The organism is Candidatus Leptovillus gracilis (assembly GCA_016716065.1).
GTDB lineage: Bacteria > Chloroflexota > Anaerolineae > Promineifilales > Promineifilaceae > Leptovillus > Leptovillus gracilis.
The window spans coordinates 68,138-91,663 of sequence record JADJXA010000011.1; the positions used below are offsets into that span (position 1 = coordinate 68,138).

At 59.7% G+C, this 23,526-nt stretch carries 20 protein-coding genes; 16 read left to right on the forward strand and 4 right to left on the reverse strand.

Annotated elements, in window-relative coordinates:
- Positions 1 to 6: 6 nt before the first annotated feature.
- Both IPM39_21410 and IPM39_21415 read left to right on the forward strand, forming a co-directional pair.
- Positions 7 to 1,311, forward strand: coding sequence for an AAA family ATPase (locus tag IPM39_21410; GenBank protein MBK8988594.1), 1,305 nt, complete (start codon positions 7 to 9; stop codon positions 1,309 to 1,311).
- Between the two features lie 114 nt (positions 1,312 to 1,425).
- A complete protein-coding gene (locus IPM39_21415; GenBank protein ID MBK8988595.1) occupies positions 1,426 to 2,742 on the forward strand; it encodes a glycosyltransferase family 39 protein in 1,317 nt (438 codons plus the stop codon).
- A 155-nt stretch (positions 2,743 to 2,897) separates the two neighbouring features.
- Here the strand turns inward: IPM39_21415 and IPM39_21420 are convergent, their stop codons facing one another.
- Positions 2,898 to 3,764 carry a polyphosphate kinase 2 family protein gene (locus IPM39_21420; GenBank protein ID MBK8988596.1) on the reverse strand — a complete coding sequence of 289 codons (867 nt, stop codon included), beginning with the start codon at positions 3,762 to 3,764 and terminating at the stop codon, positions 2,898 to 2,900.
- 210 nt (positions 3,765 to 3,974) lie between these two features.
- Entirely contained in the window at positions 3,975 to 4,748 is a 774-nt protein-coding gene (locus IPM39_21425) for a hypothetical protein (GenBank protein ID MBK8988597.1), read from the reverse strand.
- 258 nt (positions 4,749 to 5,006) lie between these two features.
- On the opposite strand from IPM39_21425, the gene IPM39_21430 reads away from it, so the two are divergent.
- Both IPM39_21430 and IPM39_21435 read left to right on the forward strand, forming a co-directional pair.
- Positions 5,007 to 5,636, forward strand: coding sequence for an MBL fold metallo-hydrolase (locus IPM39_21430; GenBank protein ID MBK8988598.1), 630 nt, complete (start codon positions 5,007 to 5,009; stop codon positions 5,634 to 5,636).
- Positions 5,637 to 5,646: 10 nt separating this feature from the next.
- Positions 5,647 to 5,949, forward strand: a complete 303-nt coding sequence (locus IPM39_21435) for a hypothetical protein (protein MBK8988599.1) — start codon at positions 5,647 to 5,649, stop codon at positions 5,947 to 5,949.
- Positions 5,950 to 6,101: 152 nt separating this feature from the next.
- Here the strand turns inward: IPM39_21435 and IPM39_21440 are convergent, their stop codons facing one another.
- Positions 6,102 to 6,449, reverse strand: coding sequence for an FmdB family transcriptional regulator (locus tag IPM39_21440; GenBank protein ID MBK8988600.1), 348 nt, complete (start codon positions 6,447 to 6,449; stop codon positions 6,102 to 6,104).
- Between the two features lie 189 nt (positions 6,450 to 6,638).
- Here IPM39_21440 and IPM39_21445 point away from each other — a divergent pair, with 189 nt between their 5' ends.
- The gene (locus tag IPM39_21445) at positions 6,639 to 7,196 is read left to right on the forward strand and encodes a PH domain-containing protein (protein ID MBK8988601.1); all 558 of its coding nucleotides are present in this window, start codon (positions 6,639 to 6,641) and stop codon (positions 7,194 to 7,196) included.
- A 50-nt stretch (positions 7,197 to 7,246) separates the two neighbouring features.
- Here IPM39_21445 and IPM39_21450 read toward each other — a convergent pair whose 3' ends face one another.
- A complete protein-coding gene (locus tag IPM39_21450) occupies positions 7,247 to 7,954 on the reverse strand; it encodes a 1-acyl-sn-glycerol-3-phosphate acyltransferase (protein ID MBK8988602.1) in 708 nt (235 codons plus the stop codon).
- A 164-nt stretch (positions 7,955 to 8,118) separates the two neighbouring features.
- Here IPM39_21450 and IPM39_21455 point away from each other — a divergent pair, with 164 nt between their 5' ends.
- From IPM39_21455 to IPM39_21505, 11 genes are all read left to right on the forward strand, one after another.
- Complete coding sequence (locus tag IPM39_21455) at positions 8,119 to 10,464, forward strand: GAF domain-containing sensor histidine kinase (GenBank protein MBK8988603.1); 2,346 nt, start codon at positions 8,119 to 8,121, stop codon at positions 10,462 to 10,464.
- Positions 10,465 to 10,511: 47 nt separating this feature from the next.
- The gene (locus IPM39_21460; protein MBK8988604.1) at positions 10,512 to 11,432 is read left to right on the forward strand and encodes a hypothetical protein; all 921 of its coding nucleotides are present in this window, start codon (positions 10,512 to 10,514) and stop codon (positions 11,430 to 11,432) included.
- A gap of 67 nt (positions 11,433 to 11,499) precedes the next feature.
- Positions 11,500 to 13,071 carry a baseplate J/gp47 family protein gene (locus IPM39_21465; protein MBK8988605.1) on the forward strand — a complete coding sequence of 524 codons (1,572 nt, stop codon included), beginning with the start codon at positions 11,500 to 11,502 and terminating at the stop codon, positions 13,069 to 13,071.
- A 55-nt stretch (positions 13,072 to 13,126) separates the two neighbouring features.
- Complete coding sequence (ruvX, locus tag IPM39_21470; protein ID MBK8988606.1) at positions 13,127 to 13,606, forward strand: Holliday junction resolvase RuvX; 480 nt, start codon at positions 13,127 to 13,129, stop codon at positions 13,604 to 13,606.
- Positions 13,578 to 14,828 (forward strand): endolytic transglycosylase MltG, encoded by a 1,251-nt coding sequence (gene mltG, locus IPM39_21475; protein ID MBK8988607.1) that lies wholly within the window; start codon positions 13,578 to 13,580, stop codon positions 14,826 to 14,828. Before ruvX ends, mltG begins: the two co-directional genes overlap by 29 nt.
- Entirely contained in the window at positions 14,809 to 15,429 is a 621-nt protein-coding gene (locus IPM39_21480; GenBank protein ID MBK8988608.1) for an ABC transporter substrate-binding protein, read from the forward strand. Before mltG ends, IPM39_21480 begins: the two co-directional genes overlap by 20 nt.
- A 107-nt stretch (positions 15,430 to 15,536) precedes the next feature.
- Positions 15,537 to 16,442, forward strand: coding sequence for a hypothetical protein (locus IPM39_21485; GenBank protein ID MBK8988609.1), 906 nt, complete (start codon positions 15,537 to 15,539; stop codon positions 16,440 to 16,442).
- The gene (locus tag IPM39_21490) at positions 16,411 to 19,098 is read left to right on the forward strand and encodes a tetratricopeptide repeat protein (GenBank protein ID MBK8988610.1); all 2,688 of its coding nucleotides are present in this window, start codon (positions 16,411 to 16,413) and stop codon (positions 19,096 to 19,098) included. The genes IPM39_21485 and IPM39_21490 overlap by 32 nt, the downstream gene beginning before the upstream one ends.
- Positions 19,099 to 19,128: 30 nt before the next feature.
- Positions 19,129 to 20,079, forward strand: coding sequence for a hypothetical protein (locus IPM39_21495; protein ID MBK8988611.1), 951 nt, complete (start codon positions 19,129 to 19,131; stop codon positions 20,077 to 20,079).
- 9 nt (positions 20,080 to 20,088) lie between these two features.
- Positions 20,089 to 22,686: a hypothetical protein gene (locus IPM39_21500; protein ID MBK8988612.1), complete on the forward strand. Its 2,598-nt coding sequence runs from the start codon at positions 20,089 to 20,091 to the stop codon at positions 22,684 to 22,686.
- Positions 22,683 to 23,504, forward strand: coding sequence for a methyltransferase domain-containing protein (locus IPM39_21505; protein ID MBK8988613.1), 822 nt, complete (start codon positions 22,683 to 22,685; stop codon positions 23,502 to 23,504). The genes IPM39_21500 and IPM39_21505 overlap by 4 nt, the downstream gene beginning before the upstream one ends.
- Positions 23,505 to 23,526: the final 22 nt, after the last annotated feature.

Genomic DNA, 23,526 nt, shown 5'->3' on the forward strand with positions numbered 1-23,526 from the left:
CTGCGTATGTTAACCTACATTGTCGGCCATCCGATTAAACGGTCGGAAGATTTTTACGGCCGTAACCGCCAAACCGCCCGTTTTTTTGAAATCGTCGCCGGAACGCAGGCCCAATCGCTCAGCGTTTTGGGAGTGCGCCGCGCCGGCAAAACCTCTTTCCTGCAATACGTCTCCCATTGGGAAATCATGGGGCGCTATGTGCCCAATCCACGCGACTACGTGATGGTCTTCATAGACATGTCTTTTTGCAAGACGCCGGCCAATTTTTATGCCCGCTTGCTAAACAAGCTCAACCAGTCGCTTAGCGGTACAAAACCGCTGAATTTCTGGCAGCCAACAGCCGACGAAGTTACCCTGTACGACATTGAAGCCCTGTTGTGCCAATACCCGCACCGGCGCATCATCTTGCTGTTGGACGAATTTGACCATATTCGCACCGGCGCGTTTAACGAGGATTTCCTGGCCGAACTGCGGGCGATGACCGGGATGTTGGAGTATGAATTGGCCTGCGTCACCGCCTCTTATTGGAACTTGTATCAATTAGGCCAACACATCGGCCTGCCGCCAACATCGCCGTTCTATAACATTTTTTATCCCACGCCCCTCTACCTGCCCGGCCTGGAATTGGCCGATGTGGAACTGCTCATTCGTCAACCGGCGGCGCAGACGGGGTTGTTGTACGCCGACGCCGAAATTGCCGACATCCATGCTCTGGCCGGTTCGCTGCCGTTTTTTATCCAGGCGGCGGCTGCTAGATGGTACGAGACCAGGTTGTATGGCCTGCCGCCCACGTTCAATGAGTTGCTGCCCCAATTGGTGACTTCCCTGGCGCCCTATTGCGACCAATGGTGGCGCGATTTGTCCCGCAGCGAGCGGATGTTTTTGCATAACCTGGCGATGCGCACGGCCGTTAGCGATTCCCACCACCATTCCTATGAGCGCAATACCGCCCGCCAGCGGCTGCACGCTTATGGCCTGATTGTGCCCGGTCGGGATGGCTGGGCAGTGAATGGCGCGGTCTTTGCCGAGTGGATACGCCAGTTTGGCGACATGGAAGACAATGGGGTGGTGGAGGAAACGGCCGTTTCCCCGGCCATCAACCTGACCCAACTGCGTCACTTACTCAACGACCACTTTAACCACGACGAACTGCGCACCCTCTGTTTTGACCTGAATCTGGATTACGAAGCGCTGCCTGGCGAAAGCAAAGGCGGTAAAGTGCGCGAACTGCTGGCCTACATGCAGCGCCGTGAACAAGGGCTTGAGCGTCTGATTACGGCCGTTCGCCGCGAGCGTGGGCAGATCGTGTAGAGCCGTAAGCCGTAGAGCCGTAAGCCGTAGGCCGTAAGCCGTAGGCCGAACAGGGCTTACGGAACCCTCGCCTGTCCCGCAAAATCAGCTATGATCCCCGGTATGCGTCGAGCAATGCGTCAACATGCAGCGGTAGGCATCATTCTGCTCTTCTATCTGGTGGTGGGGGCGCTGTACGCCTTGAACACCCCAAATTGGCAGGCCCCTGACGAACCGGCCCATTACAACGTTGTGCGGCAGTTGGCAAACGGCCGTCTGCCCATCATCCAACCTGGCGACTACGACCAGGCACTCATTGGGCAGGTCCTCTCCGCCAAACCCCCCTTTCCGCCGGAAATTTCCCTGGAACCCATGTCTTATGAAGATTGGCAGCCGCCGCTCTATTACCTGCTCCAGACGCCTGTTTTTATGCTCTCCGGCGGCTCGTTAATGGCGCTGCGGCTGGTATCGCTGCTCCTGGGCGCGGGCGTGGTGCTGCTGGCCTATGGCCTGGCCTGGCGGCTGTTTGCCGGGCAAACCTGGCTGGCGTTGACGACGGCCGTTTTTGTCGCATTTCTGCCGCAGCACCTGGCGATGATGGCGTCTGTCAACAACGACGCCCTGGCGGAACTGCTGATCGCCGCCATTTTGTTTGTCCTGGTAGGTTGGGTAGAGAACGAGAAACCGGCAGCGGCGAACGAGGAACAAAGGACGCTGCTGACGTTGGGGCTGTTGCTGGGTCTGGGGTATCTGACAAAGGGCACGGTGTATCCGCTGACGGCCGTTGTCGGGTTGACGCTGTTGAGGCGTTATTGGGGGCGCTGGGGCGCACTGCTGCGCGCCGGGCTGTGGCTGGCTGCGCCGGCCGGGTTGTTGGGGCTGCTCTGGTGGGTGCGCAATGTGGCCGTTTATGGCGGGCTGGATGTATTAGGCAAAGCGGCCCATGACGCGGTTGTTGTCGGCCAGCCGCGCACGGCCGAATGGGTTGCCAGCATGGGTCGCCCGGCTGTGGTCCGCGCCTTCATTGCCACGACCTTCAACAGCTTTTGGGGCCAGTTTGGCTGGATGGCTGCGCCGTTGGACGGCCGTCTCTACCGGCTGTTGTGGCTGTTTACGGCCGTGTGGAGCGTGGGGCTGGCGCTGGCTCTGTGGCGTTGGTGGGACAAAAAACGGCCGTCAGCGACGGCCGTACTCATCCTATTCGGTACATTTCTATTGTCCCTGGCCGTGCATGTGGTCTACAACTTCACCTTTGTGCAGCACCAGGGACGTTACCTCTTTCCGGCGCTGCTGCCCATTGGTGTGGGCGTGAGTGTGGGGTTGGCGGTCTGGTTACGGCCGTTCATCCGCCGCTGGCCGCCGCTGCGGTTTGCCCTGCCCCTGGGCCTGGGCCTGGCAATGCTTGCCCTCTCCCTGTTTGCCCTGTTTCGTGTCGTCATCCCCTACTTGTAACGCTTCTCTGAGCTTCCCTGTAGTAAACCCCTCTCCCTTTGGGAGAGAGAGCCGGTTCCCTCCCCCGCTGGGGGAGGGCTGGGGAAGGGACAACCGCAGAATTCATCAGAGACCCCTTGTAACAAACATCATTCAGGTACCCGCGCGCCGACCCATTATGCCTCGCTGAGCAGCGCCTGCCGCGCCTGCTGCAAATTCGCCTGCTGCGCTTCGCTCAGCGTCGGATAGGCCAGATTTAACGATTCCAATTTGCTGACAATCACATCGGCGATGGCCGCCCGTGTAAACCACTTATGGTCGGCCGGGATGATGTGCCAGGGCGCCCATTCCGTGCTGGTATGGCTAAAACAATCCTCATAAGCCGCCTGGTAAGCATCCCAATGGCCTCGCTCTTTGGTATCGGCCGTCGAAAACTTCCAATTCTTCTCCGGTGTTTCGATCCGCGACAGAAAGCGTTTTTTCTGCTCTTCTTTAGACAGGTGCAAGAAAAATTTCAGGATGATGATGCCGTTACGCACCAGGTATTTCTCAAAATGATTGATGTCTTCAAAGCGATTTTGCCACACGTCTGGCCCCCGGCGCGAGGGCGGCAGCTTCTGCCCGTCCAGGATGGCCGGATGGACGCGCACCACCAGAACCTCCTCGTAATAAGAGCGGTTAAAGATGCCGAAACGGCCGCGTTCTGGCAGACGAATCATGCAGCGCCAGAGGAAATCGTGGTCCAGCTCTTCGTCGGATGGTTTTTTGAAGCTGAACACCTGGCAGCCCTGAGGATTCACGCCAGACATGACGTGTTTGATCGCCCCATCTTTCCCGGCCGCGTCTGGCGCTTGCAAGATGATGAGCAGGGAGTAATTGTCCTGTGCGTAAAACACATCTTGCAGCGACTGAAGTCGTTTTAGGTCGTCGGCTAACTGCTTTTCAGCTTCCTTTTTGTGGCTGAAGTGGCCGGTGAAGCCGGAGTCATGGTCGGCCAGGCGAATGGCCTGACCTGGGGGAGCGATAAATGTGTTTGGGTCCATCAGGCGAGTCTCCTTTTATCTGATGCGCAGCCGCGGCTGCTAACCGTGTCCCAGCGGCGCGATTTGCCAACATCTTACTTGACAAGGTGACAAGGTAACATCTGACAAGGTGACAAAAATGCCAGATGATGACCTTTGCAAATGTATTGTTACTATAACGACTGCGTTTGGCTTGCGCAAGCTCGCTGCCCTCCGCCCATGATTGTTGCCTTATGTCTCCGGCGTGCGGCTGTGGATGGTGAGGTTTTGCACTTCCAGCCATTGGGTGGTGGGCACAGGCAGCACGCCCCAACGGAAACGGCCGTCATTCGTCGCCACCATGTATTGATTGTCCAGCCAACAGACAAAACCCAACGGGCCGCGAGGGCTGTGGTCGGATTGCAGCATGGTTTGCCCATCCACCCTAAACTGGCAGCCAGACGGCCGCCAGACCAATTCGTAGTGATGCCACGCCGTCAGGGCGACAGGCACGGGGGCGAAACTGATGCCCAGGCGGCGGCGCGTGGCCGGCCAGAGCCGTTTTTGCAGCGCCGGCAACCGGTTTAGCAGGGGGATGATGGGGGCCAGGGGAATCAGTGAAACGGCCGTGCCCTGGCCCGCGTCCAGAGTGGCTGCAAACCAACCGCGCCCGGGTCCGGCGGCAGCCAGGGGCAGGTCTGATGGCGCGGAGGCAAAAAAGAACCAGGTGGCCTGTGGCAGCGCCGGCCAGCGCACCGTCGGATCGCCAAAGGGGGCGTTCCAAAAGCCAAAGCCGCCCGTACCCACCAATTGGTCTGCTTCATGCGAAAACCGGGCATGGACGGACAACACTACACCTGGCCGCCAGCGATAATGGGAACGGCCGTGTCCCGTCGCCAGACCATAATCGTCAAACTGCGCATCGGCGTAGCCAGACTGCACCGGTGGCAGCCAACACGTCGTTGTCGGACCCCACGTTACACATCCGCCATGCAGTTCGAGCAGTCTAAAATCAGCCAGGTTCATCCGTCCTCTCGTTTTGGAAAGTCAACTTTGCGCAAAAAGCTGGCCTTCTTGCCAGAACTATCGTCGGCCAGCGGCAATCCCAATGTTGGTAGGGGCGAGACAGGCGGCAGCCGAGATGTTGGCGAATGGCCGAGACGTTGGCCCGCCTGTCCCGCCCCTACGAGAAGGTTCATCATTGGAATTGCTGGTCGGCCAGTTCGCGCCTGCTTATTGTCTGGGAATGGAGTATAATTGCGCCCACCAAGGAGAAGCATTTTTATGGAAATTACGTGGTACGGACTTAGCTGCTTTCGCATTGCCGATAGAAAACACGCAACGGTCATCACTGACCCCTATGATTCAAGCCTGGGGCTGCCCACACTGAAAATAAAAGGCGATGTTATCACAGTCAGCCATGACGCCAAAGGGCATAATAACCCGGAAGTCATTGGCGGCTATCAACATGTGCTGACGGGTCCTGGCGAGTATGAAATTGGCAACGTATTTATCACCGGCATTGCCCTGCCCGGCGAGACCAAATCCAGCCAAAACGTGATTTACGTGTTTGATTTTGACGGGCTGACAGTTGCCCATCTGGGCGATATGCAAAAAGTGCCCTCACAGACGCAAATCGAAGCGCTGGAAGAAGTGCGGGTGCTGCTTTTGCCCGTTGGCGGAGGCAAAAGCCTGAACGCGGCCCAGGCTTCTGAGCTGGTATCTATGTTGGAGCCGAATATCGTGGTCCCCATGCACTACCAGATACCCAATCTAACGATTGAGTTGGATGGCGTAGAACGTTTCTTGAAGGAAATGGGCGTTACGGAACCGAAAGAGGAAAGCGTCCTCAAAATTTCGGCGACTTCGCTGCCCGAAGAGACAGAAATTATCTTGCTGACGCCCCGATCATAGTTGGATGCTTATGATGACTAAACTTTTAATGCGCTGGAATATCCGTCCAGAAACCGAATCGGAATATTACGAATTTTTGGTTCATGAATTTATGCCGGGCATGAACAAACTAGGCATTGATGAAATTCAGGTGTGGTACACCACGTATGGCACTTGTGAACAGAAGTTAGCCAGCGGTATCGCCCCATCGGCGGACAAGATGAAAGTCGCGCTGCGCAGCACCGCCTGGAAGGAACTGCATGACAAACTGCAAACTTATGTGACCGATTTTAATCTGAAAATCGTATCTGCTAATCGTGGGTTTCAGATTTAGGGGTAGTCATGTGGCGGGCAACTTGGCAGCGCCAAAGAGGACTACGCCTGACCATGTTATCTGGTTAATGGCCCCTATTGTAACCAAAAAGCCTGTCCATCTGGGGCAGGCTTTTTTATCCTAATGGGCGATGGCAGGTTGATCGGTTGTGGCTAGACGGCCGTTGCTGGCGCTTTTTCTGGCTTTGTTTCTTTGGCGCTGCTGCTTTCGCCTGACTTGCTTTCACTGCTTTCCCGGTTTTCACCACCACTGCTGCTGTCCGCTGCCGCACTTTTTTCCGCTTTATCAGCCTTAGAGCCGGCCGTCAGGCTGGCGTTCTGGCCGGACCGGTTATCGGTGACGTAAAAACCTTTACCCTTAAACACAACACCAACAGTATTCACAACCCGCCGTATCTCTCCCTGGCACACAGGGCAGGCAGACAGCGGTTCATCCGTCATCCGCTGGCGAACTTCAAACTCATGGTCACACTCTTTGCAGCGATACATGTAAATCGGCATCTTACAATCCACACAGTCATGATTGATTTGCTAATCGTTTTGTCGAAAGTTGATTGTAACGGTCAGCCTATATTTTGACAACCCAACAACCGTGCATTATGCTATCACTGTTTTGTAAATTTTAGATAAACGCGCAGTCTATTGGCGGGGTCTGTTGACCCCATCATCACAAAAAAAGGAAGGCGAATCATGTCTATTCTGGAAACACATGCCAAAGTCAAAGCCCAAATATGGCAGGCCATTGACAATTCAGACATTGACGTAAGCGGGATTAACGCCGCAACGTTGTCCGCGCTGGTGGATTTAGCTGCGGGGTCGGCTTTGTCGGCGTTGGATGAAGAGATGAATTTGGAGCTGCAAAAAGAGGAGAAACCGGCGGTGGATACGGCCGTTGTCCCCGATGTATTAAGCGACGACAAGGAAGACATTCTCTGGGAAGGCCGTCCCTTCTTGTCTATCTCGCTTCATTACATCATCACCGATGAACGGATTCGTATCACTTCTGGCGTGTTGGGCAGAGCGCGGGAAAACATTGAACTGGTGCGCATTCAAGACGTGGATTACAAACAAACCATGTCTGAACGCATGATCAACATCGGCGATATTTCCATTCGCAGCCATGACCCCAGCCACCCATACGCCGAACTCAAGAATATTAAAGACCCAGAAGCCGTTTATGAGATTCTGCGCCGCGCCGTGCTGCACGCGCGCAAACGACATGGCTTTACCTATCGGGAAGAGATGTAAAAAAGCACCGGAGCGTCTGTTTCACTGGAAAACAGACGCTCCGGCTTTGTTTAGACGGCCGTTTCCGCTTCACAATGCGGCCAGGCGTCTTCCCCGGCCAACATTGCGGCCAGCGCCGGGCTGTCGGCATAATAACCACGATACGCCTCCGGCAGCAAAGCGGCAATGTGAATCATAATAAAATGGGTGGAAGCAGGCAGTTCCCTGGCCCGCACCCGCTGCCCGTTTGTCGGCAAAGTAAAGGGTTCACCAATGCGCACCTCCAACGTGGTGGAGCGGAGCTGCTTGAAGTTGCCAAACACGCGATCACAATTCACCAGACCAACCGGTAAAATCGGCACGCCGCAGCGGCTGGCTAAAAATGCCGCGCCATCTTTGGCGGCCATCAATTCCCCGGAAAAACTGCGCGTGCCTTCTGGAGCCAGGCCAAACACTGTGCCAGACTCAATCGCCGCCATCGCCAGACGCAGCGATTCCCGATCCGCCTCACCACGATTGATATAAATGGCGCCCAACCAGGCCATAATCGGCCCAAAAACAGGATGGGATCGCCATTTTTCCACGGCGAAGAAGCGCCACTTTTGCACCGGAAACGTCATCAGCAGCACCGGCGTGTCTACCACGCTGGTATGGTTGAGGACAACCATATAGGCTCCCCCAGCCGGAATGTTTTCCCGCCCGGTCACTTGAATGCGCGTCAGCAAAAGCAGACGCACCCCTTGCATGACCAGGCGCACAAGGCGATAACGAAAAAGCATGAAGTTCCTTCTCTACTCTATCTCTATTTCTATCTCTCCCCCAAATGCAGGCTGAGTATAGCGGATTTTTTGTTGGCCTACCATGCGCCACTTCCGCCGGGCATAGCCACCGGCTGATCACACTGGCGCAAAAACATGTTAAACTCTGGCCTGTGAGGAAGCCGATGCCGTTACCGGATGTTTTTACCCGCCACCTCTGGCTGCAACGTTTGGCGGAATGGCTTGTGCTGTTCCTGGTTCTGATTGGGGTGATCTGGGCCGCGACCCAAAGCCAGCAAGCGCCGCAGTTAGTGCTGCTCGGCTTGTTGACGGTGATTGCCCTTAACTTTAGCCTGCCGGTGGAACGCGGCTCGGCCGGACTTGTCCCGGTGGTGGTGATGAGCAGTTTGTTGATGGTGGGGTTGGAAACGGCCGTTACCCTGCTCATCATCAGCGTCATCCTGGCTGAAATTGCCCGCCCTCTGTGGAACCCATTGTGGGAATATGTGGACGTGGCTCGCCCATCCTGGACGCAGCGTTTTGGCGTGGGGCTGGTCCACCTCATCAGTCTGGTAGTGGCCGGCCTGGCCTTCGCCCGCCTGGGCGGCGTTGTGCCGTTGACCCTTGAATTTGTCGAAGAACTAGACCTGAATCGGCTGACACTGTTGGCGTTGGCCTATGGCGCCACTTATCTAGGGCTGACATGGCTGCTGTGGCTGCTGCTAAAACGGCCGTGGGCGCGCTTTTTCCAGGACCATGCCCTAACGATTGTCACCTTTGGTTTTTTGGCCCAGCCTTTTGCCTGGTTGGGCAGCATCACTTTTGTGCGCGATGGCCTGCCGACGTTTGTGATTTTTGCCATTGGCGTCAGCGTTTTCAGCGTTCTGGTGTGGTTGTCGTGGCAGCGGCGCTTCATTATGGAGCGGCGACTGGCCCAATTTGCTGCCCTGAACCAATCCGGCGCTTCCCTGCGCGAGACGCTGGATCTGCCCGACGTGCTGGCCCGCACCTATGCGTTGGTCTGTGAGTTAACGCCGGTAGATGATTTTGCCATCGTCTTGCGCGATGAGGCCGGGCGGTGGCAGCGGCCGTTTGCCAGCCAACCGGCACATCAGCCCGCAGAGCCTTACCAGCCGGACGACTTTACGCGCTGGGTGTTAGACAACGGCCGTGTCCTGGACCTGGACCAGCGCAATATGTCCTTCGCTGCCCGCCACCAACTGACGCCACCCCGTCCCACACCTGTCGCCTGGTTGGGCATTCCGCTCACCTCCGCCAATCAGGTGAACGGCATGATGATGCTGCAACGCCTGCCACCCAGCCCTACCTTCAACCAATGGAACCGCGAACTGCTGCTGACCATCGCTGGGCAGGCCAGCGCCGCCATCCAAAACGCCCGCCTTTACAGCGAAACCTTGCGCCTTTACAACCTGACAGATGAAGCGCTGGCGCAGCGCGTGAAGCAGTTGCAGGCGTTGCTCGACTCCATTCAGGAAGGGGTGCTGATGATTGACACCACCGGGGCCATCGTCCTGATCAATCTCATTGCCGCCGGACTGCTCAATCGCCCGGCCCACTTCTTATACCGCCAGCAGTTGGAGGCGGCCACCGACGCCGCGCCGTTGGGCTTCACCGCCGGGGAACTGGCCGACCTGGTGCGGCGCATTCGCTCTGGCGACCTGCCAGACGCCCGCTGGACTATCTTCGACAGCGCCGATCAACGCTTTTTTACACGCCAGGAAGCGCCGGTGGTGGCCGCCGATGGGTTGGCGCTCGGTTGGCTGATGCTGTTTCGTGATGTGACCGAAGAGCAAAAGTTAGCCGAACGGCGTACCGACCTCACGCGCATGATCGTACACGACCTGCGCAACCCGCTGACCACCGTTGTCAGCACCATCAACCTGCTGGAAACACAACCAGTCCACGAGCAGCGCACCTTGTTGGACACGGCGCGCCACGGCTGCCTGGACATGCTGGACATGGTGGATTCGCTGATGGACATCAACCGTCTGGAGGCAGGGCAGCCGGTGGCCGAGGTGGAAGCGATGCGTCTGCCGCCGTTGGTGGAACAGGTGGTACGGCGCGTCACGCCGTTGGCTCAGCAGCGCGGCATCCGCCTGACGTTTGATCCGCCGCCGCCTGATTTGCCGGCCGTCTGGGCCGACGAGGAGCTGCTGCGGCGGGTCCTCATCAACCTGCTGGACAATGCGCTGAAGTTTACGCCGGCCGGAGGGCAGGTGAACGGCCGTTTGCAGGCAGAAGTCTCCGCCGATGGTGTGGCTGAACCGGGCGTGCGCTGCCTTATTGCCGATACCGGCCCCGGCATCCCGGCCGATTTTCACCAACGGGTGTTTGATCGCTTTACGCGCACCAATCAGGATGGCGCGCCGGTGCGGGGAACCGGCCTGGGGCTGACGTTTTGTAAACTGGCGATTGAGGCGCAGAACGGCCGTATCTGGGTTGAAGACGCGCCCGGCGGCGGCAGCCTGTTTGTCTTTACCTTGCCAGGCATTCCAGACTTCAATTTGTAATGCACAGCAGCAGAATGCTAAAATAATTGGCAGGAGGAAATCGTGCCATGAAATTTCATGTAGTGTTCTGGTTGTTGTTGATTTGCACCCTGGCCGCCTGTGCCTCAGCCGCTCAGGATGCGCCAACGCCGCCGCCGTTGGCGCAGGTGACGGACACGGCCGTATCACCCACCCCAACCACCTCTTCACCCACCGCTGCGCCAGCCGAGGCGACCACAGCGCCAACGGCTTCGGTCAGCCCTACGCCTGGGGTTGCGGCCAGCGCCACCAGCACAGCAGCAGCAGCGGCGACGGCCGCGCCCAGCGCTACCCCCAGCCCAACGGCAACGGCAACGGCAACGGCCGCACCCCAACCCAGCCCAACGCCACGTCCGACGGCCGTGCCCTTGTCTGATCTACCCAATTTTGCCGGACAGGAGTTGCTGGTGAACGGCCGTATCATCGCCACCGCCAGTTTTAGCCATGGCTTTAAATTCACGCTGGACGACGGGACCGGCCGGGCAACCCTGCTGCTGTGGCACAACGTCTACGACGACGCCTGGGACGCCCCCAGGTTAAACGTGGGGTCCGTTGTGCGCGCCACCGGCCTGGTGGAACAGCACGAAGGCGAGTGGCAAATCGTGCCCGATTTTGGCGGTGATGTGAAAGTGACCACCGCCGGCGGCCCATTTGCTCCGGTGCGGCCCATCGGCGAATTGGGCCAACATGTCGGCGAACTGGCCCAGATCAGCGGCGCAATTATCCGCCTGGAGAGTACCAGCAGCAGCGTCAAGCTGTTTGTGGCCGACGAATCGGGCGAAATTGTGGTGCTGATCTGGCGTAACGTGCTGGAGCGTATTGCCAACAATGTCGCCCTGGGTGAAGCGGGAACACGTGTCCAGGTTAACGGCCGTGTCGAAATGTACCGCAGCAATCTGCAGTTGGTCCCGGCGCTGCCATACGATGTGCTGGTGCAGCCCAATGGATGAAGTTCGGCACGTGATTGCGGCAGACGGCCAGAAAAATGGTAAGATACTGGGCAAGGAATGACCGCAGATGCTTAAACAGACGGACCTCACAATCATCTCCCTCGATTCCGACGACGACATTACCTCTATCTGCGACCGGCTGGATTGGGCCGGGGAAGAGCGGATGGTACTGGCGCTGCCGGAGGACGGCGGGGTGCTGCGTGAAGGGCTGGACCTGGTGCGCCTGCGCCGCCACGCCGACCGGCGGCGCATCGAAGTAGGATTGATCACGGCCGTTCCCAGCATCACCCGCCAGGCCAAAGCGCTGGGCCTGCCTGTGTTCGTTTCCATCGAGGCGGCACAGCGCAGCCGCCGCGGCTGGTGGCGCGGCCGCCGCCGGGCAGAAGTGGTCGGGCTGCCCACAGTCGGCGGCGTCACGGCCGCCGATTTGCGTCCGGCGCAAATGGACGCGGGCGACCGGCGCGAAGCGCGTCGCCGCCTGGCGCCCCTGAGCAGCCCACGCCTGTGGATTTTTCGCTATGCGGCGATCTTGTTGTTCTTCATCGTCCTGGCTGTGTTGGTTGTGGCCGCCTCTTACGCCGTACCGGGGGCAACCGTGACGCTGCGACCCCAAGTCATTCCCATTCGCATCACCCAACAAATCGTGGCCGACCCGGCGCTGGAAGCTGTGGATTACGGCCGTTCCGCCGTGCCCGCCCGCATTTTGTCTACCAACCAGGTGTGGCAGGCTGACGCCGCCACCAGCGGCGTGGCCGAAGTGCCCAGCGCCTCGGCCAGAGGCAAAGTGGTGTTTGTCAACCGGCTGGAACAGGATGTGGTTGTGCCGGCTGGCACGCGGGTGCGCACTTCGGCCGGCAGCAATGTCGTCTTTCAGACCCTGGCCGAGGTGGTTGTGCCCGGCGTGGAAGGGGGTACAGCCGAAGTAGACGTGGTCGCCATTGAGCCGGGGCCGCAGGGCAACGTGGCCGTCAATCTGGTTAATACCGTAGAGGGTGCGCTGGCGGTGCAGTTGGAAGTGCGCAATCTGGCGGCCATTGAGGGCGGCGGCGTGCGCGAAGAAAAGGCGGTGGCTCCCGCCGATCAGGAACGGCTGCGGGCGCAAGTGCTGCAATTTTTACAGGTCGTCTCGGCGACAGAAATGGAGGCGCAGACGACGCCCTTTGAATTTCTGGCGCGCGATTCGGTGCGGGTGGCCAATGTGGGCAGCGAGACCTACTCCCATTTTCCCGGCGAGCGAGCCGACCGGCTGGCGCTGGAGGTGCGGGCGGATGTGGTGGGCACGGCCGTTAACGCCAATGCCGCCTCTGGGATTGTGTATGAGGCTTTGGCCGCCGCCGTGCCCGAAGGCTATGTCCTGGTCCCCGACAGCATCCGTTACACCCGCGGCAATGTGCTGGCGGTAGATGATACCGGCCGTGTCACCTTTGAGCTGACCGGCGAGGTCCTGGCGGCGGCCGAACTGGACCTGACGGCCGTGTTATCGGCGATTTCCGGCCAGCCGCCAGACCTGGCAATTGCCTATTTGTATGAACAACTACCGCTGCGCGCCGTGCCCGAAGTAAGGGTCTGGCCCAATTGGTTCAACCGTCTGCCCTACGTACCCAATCGCATCCAGACACAGATCAGGCCGGCTGAATAAGAAGCGTAGGGTGATCGCACAGGTCTAAACGGCCGTTTTATGCCATCCTTACCCCATGACGCAAGACGAAAGACCCCTGAACTCTGACCCATTTGCCATTAAAGGGCGCGTGCTGGCCCTGGACCTGGGCGAAAAGCGCATCGGTGTGGCCGTCAGCGACGCCACCCGCACCATCGCCACCGCCCTGGGTGTGATTCAGCGCACCTCGCGGGCGGCCGATTTTGCCCTCATCGGCCGTTATTTGGCCGAGCAGCGGGCTAATTTGCTGGTGGTCGGGCTGCCGATGATGTTGGATGGCACTGAGGGCGAAAAAGCGGCCTGGGTGCGCGATTACGCCGCCGATTTAGGCCAGCATCTGAACGTGCCCATCGTTTTCACCGACGAAGCCTTCACCACTGTCCAGGCGGAAAACAGCTTGCGCGTTCGCGGCCAAACCGGGCGCAAAATCCGCCGCAACGTGGATGCTGTCGCTGCCACCCTTATTCTACAAACCTATCTTGACCTTCATGCCCATCACTCATCAACGGAGGTCTAAAATCCGCAAGCCAAAATCCGAAATCCGCACTCATAAAGAGCCGTATTCACAAAAACCTGGCCCGTTTGCCCTGCTGCTGCGGGTGGTGTTGTTGTTTGTGGTGGTGGTGGGCTGCGCAACGGCCGTGTTTGTCCTCTACGGCCAGTGGCGCGGCGTTGCCTCTGGCGGGGTGCGCCTGGAGGGCGGCAATCCTAACCTCAGCCTGAGCGAACGGTTGTACCTGCAAACCTATCTGTCGCTCAACGCCGAGGGTTTGCAAGCCTCGGCCGGCAGTGCCGTGAACCCGGTCAATTTCACCATCGCGTCGGGCGAAACGGCCGCTGCCATCGCCAACAATCTGGCTGCCGCCAATCTGCTCACCGACCCGACCCTGTTCATCAACTATGCCCGGTTTTATGGCCTGGACTCACGGCTGGCGGCCGGCGAATTTACCCTGCCGCCGCAGCTGACCGTGCCTGAATTGGCCGTTGCTCTGACGGAAGCGATGGGCCGCGACATCGAACTGCGCTTCATCGAAGGGCTGCGCGCCGAAGAAATGGCGAACTATCTGGCCGTGACACGCCCGGCGCAGATTGACCCGGACGAATTTTTGGCGATTGTACGCCGCGAACGGCCGTTCGACCTCTCCCGCTACCCCTTCCTGGCCGGTTTGCCCGCTGCTGTCAGCCTGGAGGGATTCCTCTTCCCCGACACCTATCGCGTGCCGCTGGACGCCGACGCCGCCTATCTGATCAACCTGATGTTGTCTACCTTTGGCGAGCGTGTGACCCCGGCGATGCGCCAGGCGTATGGCGCGCAGGGTTTGTCTATGTTGCAGGCGGTTACGCTGGCTTCGATTGTGCAGCGCGAGGCGGTGCTGGCCGAGGAACGGCCGTTAATCGCTGGCGTTTTCCTCAATCGCTTAGCCATCAACATGACCCTCAGCGCCGATCCGACTGTGCAGTATGCCCTGGGCTATCAACCGACCAGCCAGACCTGGTGGAAAGTGCCCCTTTTCTTCAGTGACCTGGAGGTAGATTCACCCTACAACACCTACCTGTATCCCGGCCTGCCGCCAGGACCCATCGCCAATCCCAGCCTCGGTTCGCTGCAAGCGGTTGCCAATCCGACCCCCAGCGGCTTTTATTTTTTTGTCGTAGACTGCCAGTCGGACACCTTCGGCAAGCACGTTTTTTCAATCACCTTCGAGGAGCATCTGGCCCATGCGCAAAAATGCCAATGATGGCGCGGGTGGCCGATGGCCGCTGGCCGGCAGACGCGCCGCGCGCGGCTTGCTGCTCGTCGTTCTGCTGCTGGTGGTGGGCTGCGCCAGCGTGGACCCGGTGGTGAAAATTGGGCTGGTCGGCCCGTTTGAAGGGCAGAACCGGGCGATTGGCTATGACGTGATCTACAGCGCCCGGCTGGCCGTGCGCGAAATCAACGCGGCCGGTGGCATTGGCGGATCCCGCGTCGCCCTGGTTGCCCTGGACGACAGCGGCGACCCTGACCTGGCGGCGCAGGTGGCCGAATCGTTGGTCTTAGACCCGCAGGTGTTGGCGGTGATTGGGCATTGGGATGAGGCGACAACGGCCGCTGCCGCCCCCATTTACGCCGCTGCCGGGCTGCCTTTTCTGCCCGGCGGCGCCGCCACCGACCCGGCCTTGCTCTCGGCCGATTTTCGCGCCGCTTATGAAGCCGTCACCCCGTTCGACGAGACGCCTGGCCCCTACGCCGGCCCGGCCTATGCCGCCTTCCAACGGCTGTGGCGGGCATTAGCAGATAGTAAAGAAAGGCGCGGAATCCTCGACCGCACGGCCGTGTCTGAGGCATTATCTACACCGTAACCAATTGTCAGTATCCAGTATTCAGTAACGACCTCTCACTGAACACTGACCACTGAACACTGAATACTGAACACTGAACACTGAATACTTCTCCTGACGGATAACGCATGACAACGAATCAACTCCTTCGACGAATTTTGGGCTTTGTACTCATTGGCATCGGCCTCAGTGGGATGGTCATTGGCGTGATTGGGGCGCGGGTCGGCCGCAGCACGCTGGATGGGTTGTCGGCCGGCGTCGCCGGCGGCTTAACCCTGGCGATAGACAGCCTGGAAACCATCGCCGACTCCCTGGTCCTGGCGCAGCAAACCATCGCCGACGTAAACACCGGGTTGCAGACCGTGCAAACCACCTCGGCCCATGTCGCCGACTCGCTGCAAGATTCCCAACCCCTGCTGGCGAATGTCGCCACCATTGCCGGGCAAGACTTGCCGCGCAGCGTGGAAACTCTTCAGGCAGCCATCCCCAACGCCGCTCAGGCCGCCGGAGCCATTGACCTGACCCTGACCACCCTGAACCGCTTTAAGATAGACACCTCCATTTTGGGCTTTCCTATTCAGTATGACTTGGGCATCAATTACAACCCGATTGTGCCCTTTGACGCGGCGGTGCTGGAGATTGGCAGCAGCCTGGATGACCTGCCCGACCGTTTGCGCAGCCTGGAGGCATCTTTAGAGGACACGGCCGTTAATCTGGAAACCATCACCAACGACATGCGCACCCTCTCCACCGACCTGGGGGTGATCAACAGCCGCCTGGGCGACTTTGATCCCCTTATCCGTGAATACATCCGCCTGGTCACCACCACCAACGACAGCTTGCGCCTGCTGCGCGGGCAGATCGGCCAGCAGGTAGAGAGCGCCAAAGCGGTCATCACCGTGGCCATGGTCTGGCTGTTCATTTCCCAGGCCGTGCCTCTTTACCTGGGGGTTGAACTGCTGACCGGTGGGCAGATGGTTCGGGAGCGCAAAGAAACAACGTATGATGAACAATTGCCAACGCATGAGGAATGACACAAGGTTCGCTCTGGAGACTCTGAGGGTCGGCAAAACGCTCAGGGTCTTGCCGCTGGTGCTGGCGGCTTTGCTTTTGCTGGCTGCCTGTTCTCAGGAAGCAGCGCCGCCGGAACCGCTTGTTTTTGCTCCCACCGCCACCCTGCCGCCCACGCCAACCCTGGCCAGCGGCGCGTTGGGCAGCATCCCCACGCCGCCGGTAACGCCGTTGGCGAGCAGTTCGGGTGGATCGGGCGGGGATACGGCCGTCGCTGCCAACACGGCCAATACCAGCAGCGCCACAATTCCCCCACCAGCCGACCCGGTTGGTCCTACACCTGTGCCCGCCCAACGCCTGGAGCTTGGGCAGCAAGCCCTGCAGGTGGCCGACTATGCCGCCGCCGCCGCCCAATTTGCCGCCAGTCTGGCCGCCGCCGATGCGCTGACGCCGGCGCAGCGGCAGGAGGCGCAGTACAACCTGGCCGTCGCCCACCTGCAAGACGGCCGTTACGCCGAAGCCATCACCGCCTTCAACCAGCTTTTAGCTGACGCGACGGCCGCAGCCTTTCCCACCGCCCATTTTATGTTGGGGCAGGCGTATCAGGCGCAGGGCCAGTACGCCCAGGCTGTCACAGCCTACCAGACCTATCTGGACGCCAACAGCGACACGGCCGCTTACGTTGCTCCCATCATCGCCGACAATTATCTGGCTCTGGGCGACCGGGCGGCGGCGCTGGCGGCTTATGAAACGGCCGTACAAGCTCCCGCCCATCGCCTGACGGCCGTTGCCAACCGCCTGAAGCTGGCCGAATTTTACCTGGCCGACGCCAACTACCCGGCGGCCATCGCCCAATACGACGCCGCCCGCGACCAGGCCCAAACCGAAGCCACCAAAGGGCAGATGACTTATCTGGCGGGCAGCGCCGAGCTGCTGACCGGTAACAGCGAAGCCGCCTACCAGCGCTTTCTCAGCGGCGTCAGCGACTATCCCGGCGCGTATGAAAGTTACCAGGGCCTCGTCGCGCTGGTGAACGCCGGTGTGCCGGTAGACAGCTTCCAGCGCGGGCTGGTGAACCTGAACGCGCAGTCTTACCAACCGGCGGTGAATGCGTTTACGGCCGTTATTGCCAACAACCCGGAAAGCTACCGCCCCGACACCCACCTCTACCTGGCGCGCGCTTACGAGGGGATTGGCGACCTGGCGGCGGCGCTGGTGGAACTGGACAAATTGGCTGCCGCCGATGGACCGCTGGCGGCCATTGAACGCGCCAAAATGCTGGCGCGGGCCGGCGACCGGCCGGGGGCGTTGGCCGCTTACCAATCCTACCTGGAACAATATCCCGCCGGGGCGGATGCGCCGTCGGCGGCCTGGCAAACGGCCGTGCTGCTGCGCCGCGCCGGGGATATTCCGGCGGCTGTCACGGCCTACACCAACATGACCCGCGCTTATCCCGGCCACGCCGACGCCCCGGAAGCGCTGTTTGAGGCCGCCTGGCTGGCCTATGGCCTGGGCGATGGGGCCGCCGCCGTCGCCCTCTGGCAGCAGGCGGCCAACGCCTACCCATTTGCCGAATTTGGCAACGAAAGTATGCTGTGGCTGCTGCGGGTTTTGCCGGAAATGATAGCCGCCGAGGCGAGCGAGGGACGGGCGACGGCCGTCATCTTACCCACGCCAGAACCGGGCGCCGTGCCCACAGTCACCCCACCGTCGCCGCCGGTCACCAGCACCGTCAGCTATCGCCAGTTGTATGAAGATGTCCGCGGCCGGGCGGCCGCGTCTACCCTGTCCAGCTATGGGGCCATCCGCGCCCACGATATGGCGACCGAAGCGCCACCATTTGCCCGGCCGGCGGCGCTGGTCATTCCACCGGCCGATTCCACTGCCCAGAATGAGGCCGAAGCCTGGCTGCGCGGTTACCTGGGTCTGGAACCAGATGCGCCGGTACGCACCCTGGCCCCGGAGCTGGCCTATGATCAACGCCTGATCACCGGTGAAAAGCTGTGGCGCATGGGCCTGTTGGAATCGGCTAAACGGGAATTGGAAGCGCTGCGCCAGGAAGCGGCCGGCAATCCATTGTGGAGCTACCAGTTGGCCCTTTATTTCCGCGATTTAGGGCTGTATCGCTCTTCCATTCTGGCGGCTACATCGGTTTTGGCCCAGGCCAACATCTCCGTTTTCGACGCGCCCCGGTTTATTGGGCGGCTCTCATACCCGGTCTATTACGCCGACCAGATTTTGGCCCTGGCCGATTCCTATGGTTACGATCCGCTGCTGCAATTTGCCCTGATCCGCCAGGAAAGCCTGTATGAGAGCTTTGCCCGCTCTGGCGCGGCCGCCCAGGGATTGAGCCAGGTTATTCCAGACACCGGCGCCTACATCGCCCAGCGGCTGAATTGGCCCAATTTTGTCAATGAAGACCTGTACAAACCGCATGTGGGGCTGGCTTTTGGCGCCTATTACCTGGACCAACAGTTAGACGCCTTCGACGGTCATGCCCACGCCGCTCTGTCTGCCTACAATGCCGGGCCGGGCAATGCTGCGCGTTGGTATGCCACCGCCGGCGGTGATATAGACGTATTTAAGGAGACTGTTGATTTTGCCGAGACGCGGTTGTACATCGAACGGATTTACGTTGGGCAGGCGATTTATCGCTTTTTGTATGGCATAAGGTCTTGAATGACGCGGCGGGGACCAAGGTAAAACGAGATGTCGAAGAACTTCCAGTGGACGACGGACGAAGAGACCGGGTGGGTAGATACGCGGCCACAACCTCCGCTGCCACCAGCGCCGCGCCGCCGTTGGGCGCGGGTGTGGCTGCTGCTGTTGGTGCTGGGCATTGTGGGGTGGGTGCTGCTGCAGCAGGCGAATCGGCAGGTAACGGCCGTTACCGCCAATGTCGAAGCCGAAATCCTCTCCAGCCAGACATTGCTGGCGCAGGCGGAAAGCCGGGCCGATGTCGAATTGTTTACCACACTTTTGTCCGGGCGGGATACGAAGTGGGCGGTGGCCCAACAAACTTTGTTCCAACAAGATTTGCTGTGGGACCGGTCCTCATTTGGCCTGAGTTTGCTGCCGACGGCCCCGGAAGTCGTTTCGGTGACGGTATCGGCCGATTTGCAGTCGGCGGAGATGGGGGTGGAGCGGCAGTATGCGCCGCTGTTGGCTGATGGGCAGACGGCCGTTATCGGCTCGGCTGTCAGTCTGGTTCATCCATTAACCTTTCGCCGCGGCGAAACGCGCTGGCTGCTGGCCCCGCCATCGGCCGAATTTTGGGGTACCTGGCAGCAGGCTGAAAGCTATTATGTTACGCTGGTTTACCCGGCGCGTGATGAAGCCATAGCCTTGCGGCTGGTGCAGGCGATGGATTCCGAAATCAAACAGTTGTGTCGCTTTGAACCGGCGGCCGTGTGTCCGTCTGGCTGGCAGTTGGTCGTGCGGTTGGATACGGACCCGTCTAGTCTGGCGGCCGCGGCCGACGCCCAACACTTGTTCATGACTAACCCCATCTTTGCCCTGCCAGCTCCTTCCCTGGTGGGTCTGCCAGTGGACGAGGCGAGCTATCAGGTTTTGATCCAGGCTTACGTCGGCCAGGTTTTGAACCGGGCCATTGTGGAAGTGGTTGCCACTGGTGGCCGCCCCCTGCATACAGGCGGATGAGGCGGAACCATGAGCCAGTTTGATTGGCGCACAGAGGATGACGCTGTCTGGCGTGAACCGCCGCCGCTCCCTGCGCCTTCGCCAAAGCCGGGCAAACGGCCGTGGCCCATCCTTATCTTCATCCTGGCGGCGTTGTTGTTGGCCGGCTGGGTAGTCTACCGGCAGGTGCGCCAGCAGATCGAATCGGCGACGACGGCCGTGCAAGAAGACATCCTCTCTACCCACAACCTGGTGCAAACGGCCGTGTACCGGCAAGACCTGGAATTGTTTCTTTCCCAGCTTTCCGGCCGCGACCCCGCGTGGACAGCCGCGCAGGAGGCTGTTTGGCGCGGCGGTATGATGGCCGACCGCGATTTTTGGGGCTGGCAGCTGCCAGCCCAACCGCCGCTGCTGTTGACTCTGGCCGACCTGTCGGTCGAGCCAGGCCAGATTTTCCTGGCGCTGTCGCCTGACCTGAATGCGGCCGAACTGCAATACCCCCAAGAGTATGTCATCACCACCCCGGCAGGACTGACGACAACGGTGGCGCTGGCGCAAACGGCCGTTTACCGTCGCGGCAGCCAGCGCTGGTTATTGTCGCCGCCAGATGACGATTTTTGGGGTGGTTGGGTAACGAGTGAAGGCGACATGCTCAAACTGATTTATCCCGACCGGGACGCCGTGGTTGCCGAGCAGTTAGCCACCGATTTGGAAACCATGCTGCATGAATTGTGCCGCACGTACAGCGCTCTGAAATGCCCGAACGATCTCCAGGTTTCGCTGCGGCTGGATTCCGATGCCAGCAGCCTGTTGACGGCGGCCGACCGGACTGACCTGTTGGCCGCCGGTTTGGCGCTAAGTTTGCCGGCGCCCACCTTGTTGGGCGTGCCCCAAGATCAGGCCGGCTATGAGGCGTTGTATCGGGCCTATGGCGGGCAGGTGGCAACGGCCGTCATTGCCCATCTCACCGGTTATCAATGCTGCCACCACGGCCCCTTCTTCCAGGTTTTCAACGATTACATTCTCAGCCATATAGACCTGCGCCCCTGGCCCGTTACCGTCGAAGAGTACGCCAACGTCTTGCGCCACAATCTAACCTTCGAAGATTTGCAGGAGTACTGGGACAATCACGATTGGCGCGGTTGGCAGCCCGAAGAATCCAGGCATTTGTACACTGCGGCCGATTTTCTGCTGCAAATCCACCCCAATGTGGATCCCGTCGCCTGGCTGCAAAACTTGGAGCCAGCGCGCGGCCTGTCCAGTTGGCTGCGCCGCGCTTTTGGCGACAGCAGTTACTTTGCCTCCGACGCCTTGATGTTGAGCAGTCTGAATGAAGAGTGGTGGCAGTTTGCTTACACCCAAACGTTGTTGGCGCAGCAGCAGGCCCCTTTGCCCATCCCTTTTCCTGACCAAGACCTACAGCTTTTGTGTCTGCCCAACCGCAGTTACGACGAAAACAGCAACTCCATTTTGTGGCGCTACGATCTACCAGACGGCATGTGGACGGAGGTATTGACCCGCACCAGGTACAACCTGATTGTGCCTTTCTTGGACGATTCTGGTTGGCTGCTGCAAAGTTTTCCTTACAGCAGTGAGGAAGCGCTGCATACCGAAGTCTGGCGTGATGGGCGGTTCTCGGCCCTGCCGTCTAACGGTTTACTGTTTCTTTCGCTGGGACAAACAGACCCAACCGGCCGCTATCTGGTCATTTATTCCGGCCTGGAGAACGACGAAACCATTCCGGCGCTGATTGATCTACAGCACTGTGACGACCAGGTGTGTGATCTGTTGGCAATTGTGGGTTCCCCAATCTGGTCGCCGGACGCGCAGCACACATTGGTTGCTGAGGCTGATTTGTTCCAAAGAAGCGTTTATGTCCTCGGCAGCGAGAGCATTTTTTTTGACTTCAACGTGCCGGAGCCGGTTGCGTTATATCTGGGCGACCGGCAGGCCCAGGTAATTGCTGAGGCGGCTGTAGGCGCGGGCTATTCCCCTTTCTGGCTGGACACGACAACATTTGGCTATGTACGCCCAGCTGCCGAAGGGTCTGGCAGTGAAGTCGTTCTGGGCCAGATAGACGGCCGTGACCAGCGCGTCGCCCTCACTCTGGATAATTTTCTTCAACTTGTCCCTGATGATATTTTTGCGCCGGCGGCCATTCTCCACGTCCTCACGCACCCGTCCCACCCAGATTTGTTGTTTGTGGTGGCGACGGATGCTCTGGGGCGGCGAACCTATCTATTTTCTTACGATGTGGCCGCTGAGTCTGCCGCGCTGCGCTTTGAGTTTGGCGGGCAGCCTTATTTTGACATTGGGTTTTCGCCCGACGGCCGTTGGCTTTCCCTGGCAACCACCAGCGATGCCAACAACGATTTCGATGGGGATACACGCACCCTGGCTTTGTACGAAATCGCCACCGGCCAGACGCAAACCTATACGTCACAAATCGCTCTGCTTTTCCTCTCGCCCCGCTCTGATTGGTCGGCCGACGGCCGTTGGATTACCTTCCCGGTGAATGAGCGGCTGGCAGGGCTGGTAGCCCCAGAATACGGCTACCAATGGGTGTTTGCCCACGAGCGGGGTTATTGTGTGACGCAGCACTGGATCAACAAGAAAACCGGGCCATGAGCAAGGAACAGGTGCAGACATTTTTTGGCGCGAACGCCGTGGCTTACGTTACCAGCCAGGTTCACGCGCGCGGCGACAGCCTGAATCGGGTCGTGGAGCAGGCGCAGCCGCAGCCGGATTGGCAGGTTTTAGACATCGCAGCCGGGGCCGGCCACATGGCTTTTGCTCTGGCCCCGCAGGTGCAGCGGGTGGTGGCTGTGGACATTACGCCGCAGATGTTGCAGCAAACGGCCGTTGGCGCACAGCAGCGCAATCTGGACAACATCACCACCGTGCTGGCCGACGCTGAAACGCTGCCGTTTCCCCCGGCCAGCTTCCACCTGGTCACCTGCCGCATCGCCGCCCACCACTTCCCCGATGTGGGGCGCTTTGTGGCCGAAGCGGTGCGGCTGCTGACGCCCGGCGGTCGGCTGGTGGTGGTAGACAACGTTGTGCCCGGCAGCCATCTACGTGGCAAAAAGGCCGACTTGCAGCGACAGGCTGGCCGCTACGTGAATGCGTTCGAGAAACTGCGCGATCCCAGTCACGGCCGCTGCCTGAGCCTGAACGAATGGTTGGAGCAGTATCGCCGCGCCGGGTTAGCTCTGGAGTATCAGGCAGCGCTGCGCAAGGAAATGGATTTCGACAATTGGACCAACCGGATGCACGTCGCGCCCGATACCCGGCTGCGCCTCCAGGTGATGCTGCGGCAAGCGCCAACGGCCGTTGCCGACTTCTTGACGCCCCTCCAGACCGGCGATAGAATCACTTTTTACTTAACCGAAGCAATTTTAATCGGCAGATTGGGGACCGGAGATGCCAGGTCAGGGTCAACCTGAGCTTAAATCTTTGATCACCAAT

Bases quoted from the DNA above. Each gene is read 5' to 3' on its own strand.
- IPM39_21410 (MBK8988594.1), top strand. From the start codon at position 7: ATGTTAACCTACATTGTCGGCCATCCGATTAAACGGTCGGAAGATTTT.
- IPM39_21415 (MBK8988595.1), top strand. From the start codon at position 1,426: ATGCGTCAACATGCAGCGGTAGGCATCATTCTGCTCTTCTATCTGGTG.
- IPM39_21420 (MBK8988596.1), bottom strand. From the start codon at position 3,764: ATGGACCCAAACACATTTATCGCTCCCCCAGGTCAGGCCATTCGCCTG.
- IPM39_21425 (MBK8988597.1), bottom strand. From the start codon at position 4,748: ATGAACCTGGCTGATTTTAGACTGCTCGAACTGCATGGCGGATGTGTA.
- IPM39_21430 (MBK8988598.1), top strand. From the start codon at position 5,007: ATGGAAATTACGTGGTACGGACTTAGCTGCTTTCGCATTGCCGATAGA.
- IPM39_21435 (MBK8988599.1), top strand. From the start codon at position 5,647: ATGATGACTAAACTTTTAATGCGCTGGAATATCCGTCCAGAAACCGAA.
- IPM39_21440 (MBK8988600.1), bottom strand. From the start codon at position 6,449: ATGCCGATTTACATGTATCGCTGCAAAGAGTGTGACCATGAGTTTGAA.
- IPM39_21445 (MBK8988601.1), top strand. From the start codon at position 6,639: ATGTCTATTCTGGAAACACATGCCAAAGTCAAAGCCCAAATATGGCAG.
- IPM39_21450 (MBK8988602.1), bottom strand. From the start codon at position 7,954: ATGCTTTTTCGTTATCGCCTTGTGCGCCTGGTCATGCAAGGGGTGCGT.
- IPM39_21455 (MBK8988603.1), top strand. From the start codon at position 8,119: ATGCCGTTACCGGATGTTTTTACCCGCCACCTCTGGCTGCAACGTTTG.
- IPM39_21460 (MBK8988604.1), top strand. From the start codon at position 10,512: ATGAAATTTCATGTAGTGTTCTGGTTGTTGTTGATTTGCACCCTGGCC.
- IPM39_21465 (MBK8988605.1), top strand. From the start codon at position 11,500: ATGCTTAAACAGACGGACCTCACAATCATCTCCCTCGATTCCGACGAC.
- ruvX (MBK8988606.1), top strand. From the start codon at position 13,127: ATGACGCAAGACGAAAGACCCCTGAACTCTGACCCATTTGCCATTAAA.
- mltG (MBK8988607.1), top strand. From the start codon at position 13,578: ATGCCCATCACTCATCAACGGAGGTCTAAAATCCGCAAGCCAAAATCC.
- IPM39_21480 (MBK8988608.1), top strand. From the start codon at position 14,809: ATGCGCAAAAATGCCAATGATGGCGCGGGTGGCCGATGGCCGCTGGCC.
- IPM39_21485 (MBK8988609.1), top strand. From the start codon at position 15,537: ATGACAACGAATCAACTCCTTCGACGAATTTTGGGCTTTGTACTCATT.
- IPM39_21490 (MBK8988610.1), top strand. From the start codon at position 16,411: ATGATGAACAATTGCCAACGCATGAGGAATGACACAAGGTTCGCTCTG.
- IPM39_21495 (MBK8988611.1), top strand. From the start codon at position 19,129: ATGTCGAAGAACTTCCAGTGGACGACGGACGAAGAGACCGGGTGGGTA.
- IPM39_21500 (MBK8988612.1), top strand. From the start codon at position 20,089: ATGAGCCAGTTTGATTGGCGCACAGAGGATGACGCTGTCTGGCGTGAA.
- IPM39_21505 (MBK8988613.1), top strand. From the start codon at position 22,683: ATGAGCAAGGAACAGGTGCAGACATTTTTTGGCGCGAACGCCGTGGCT.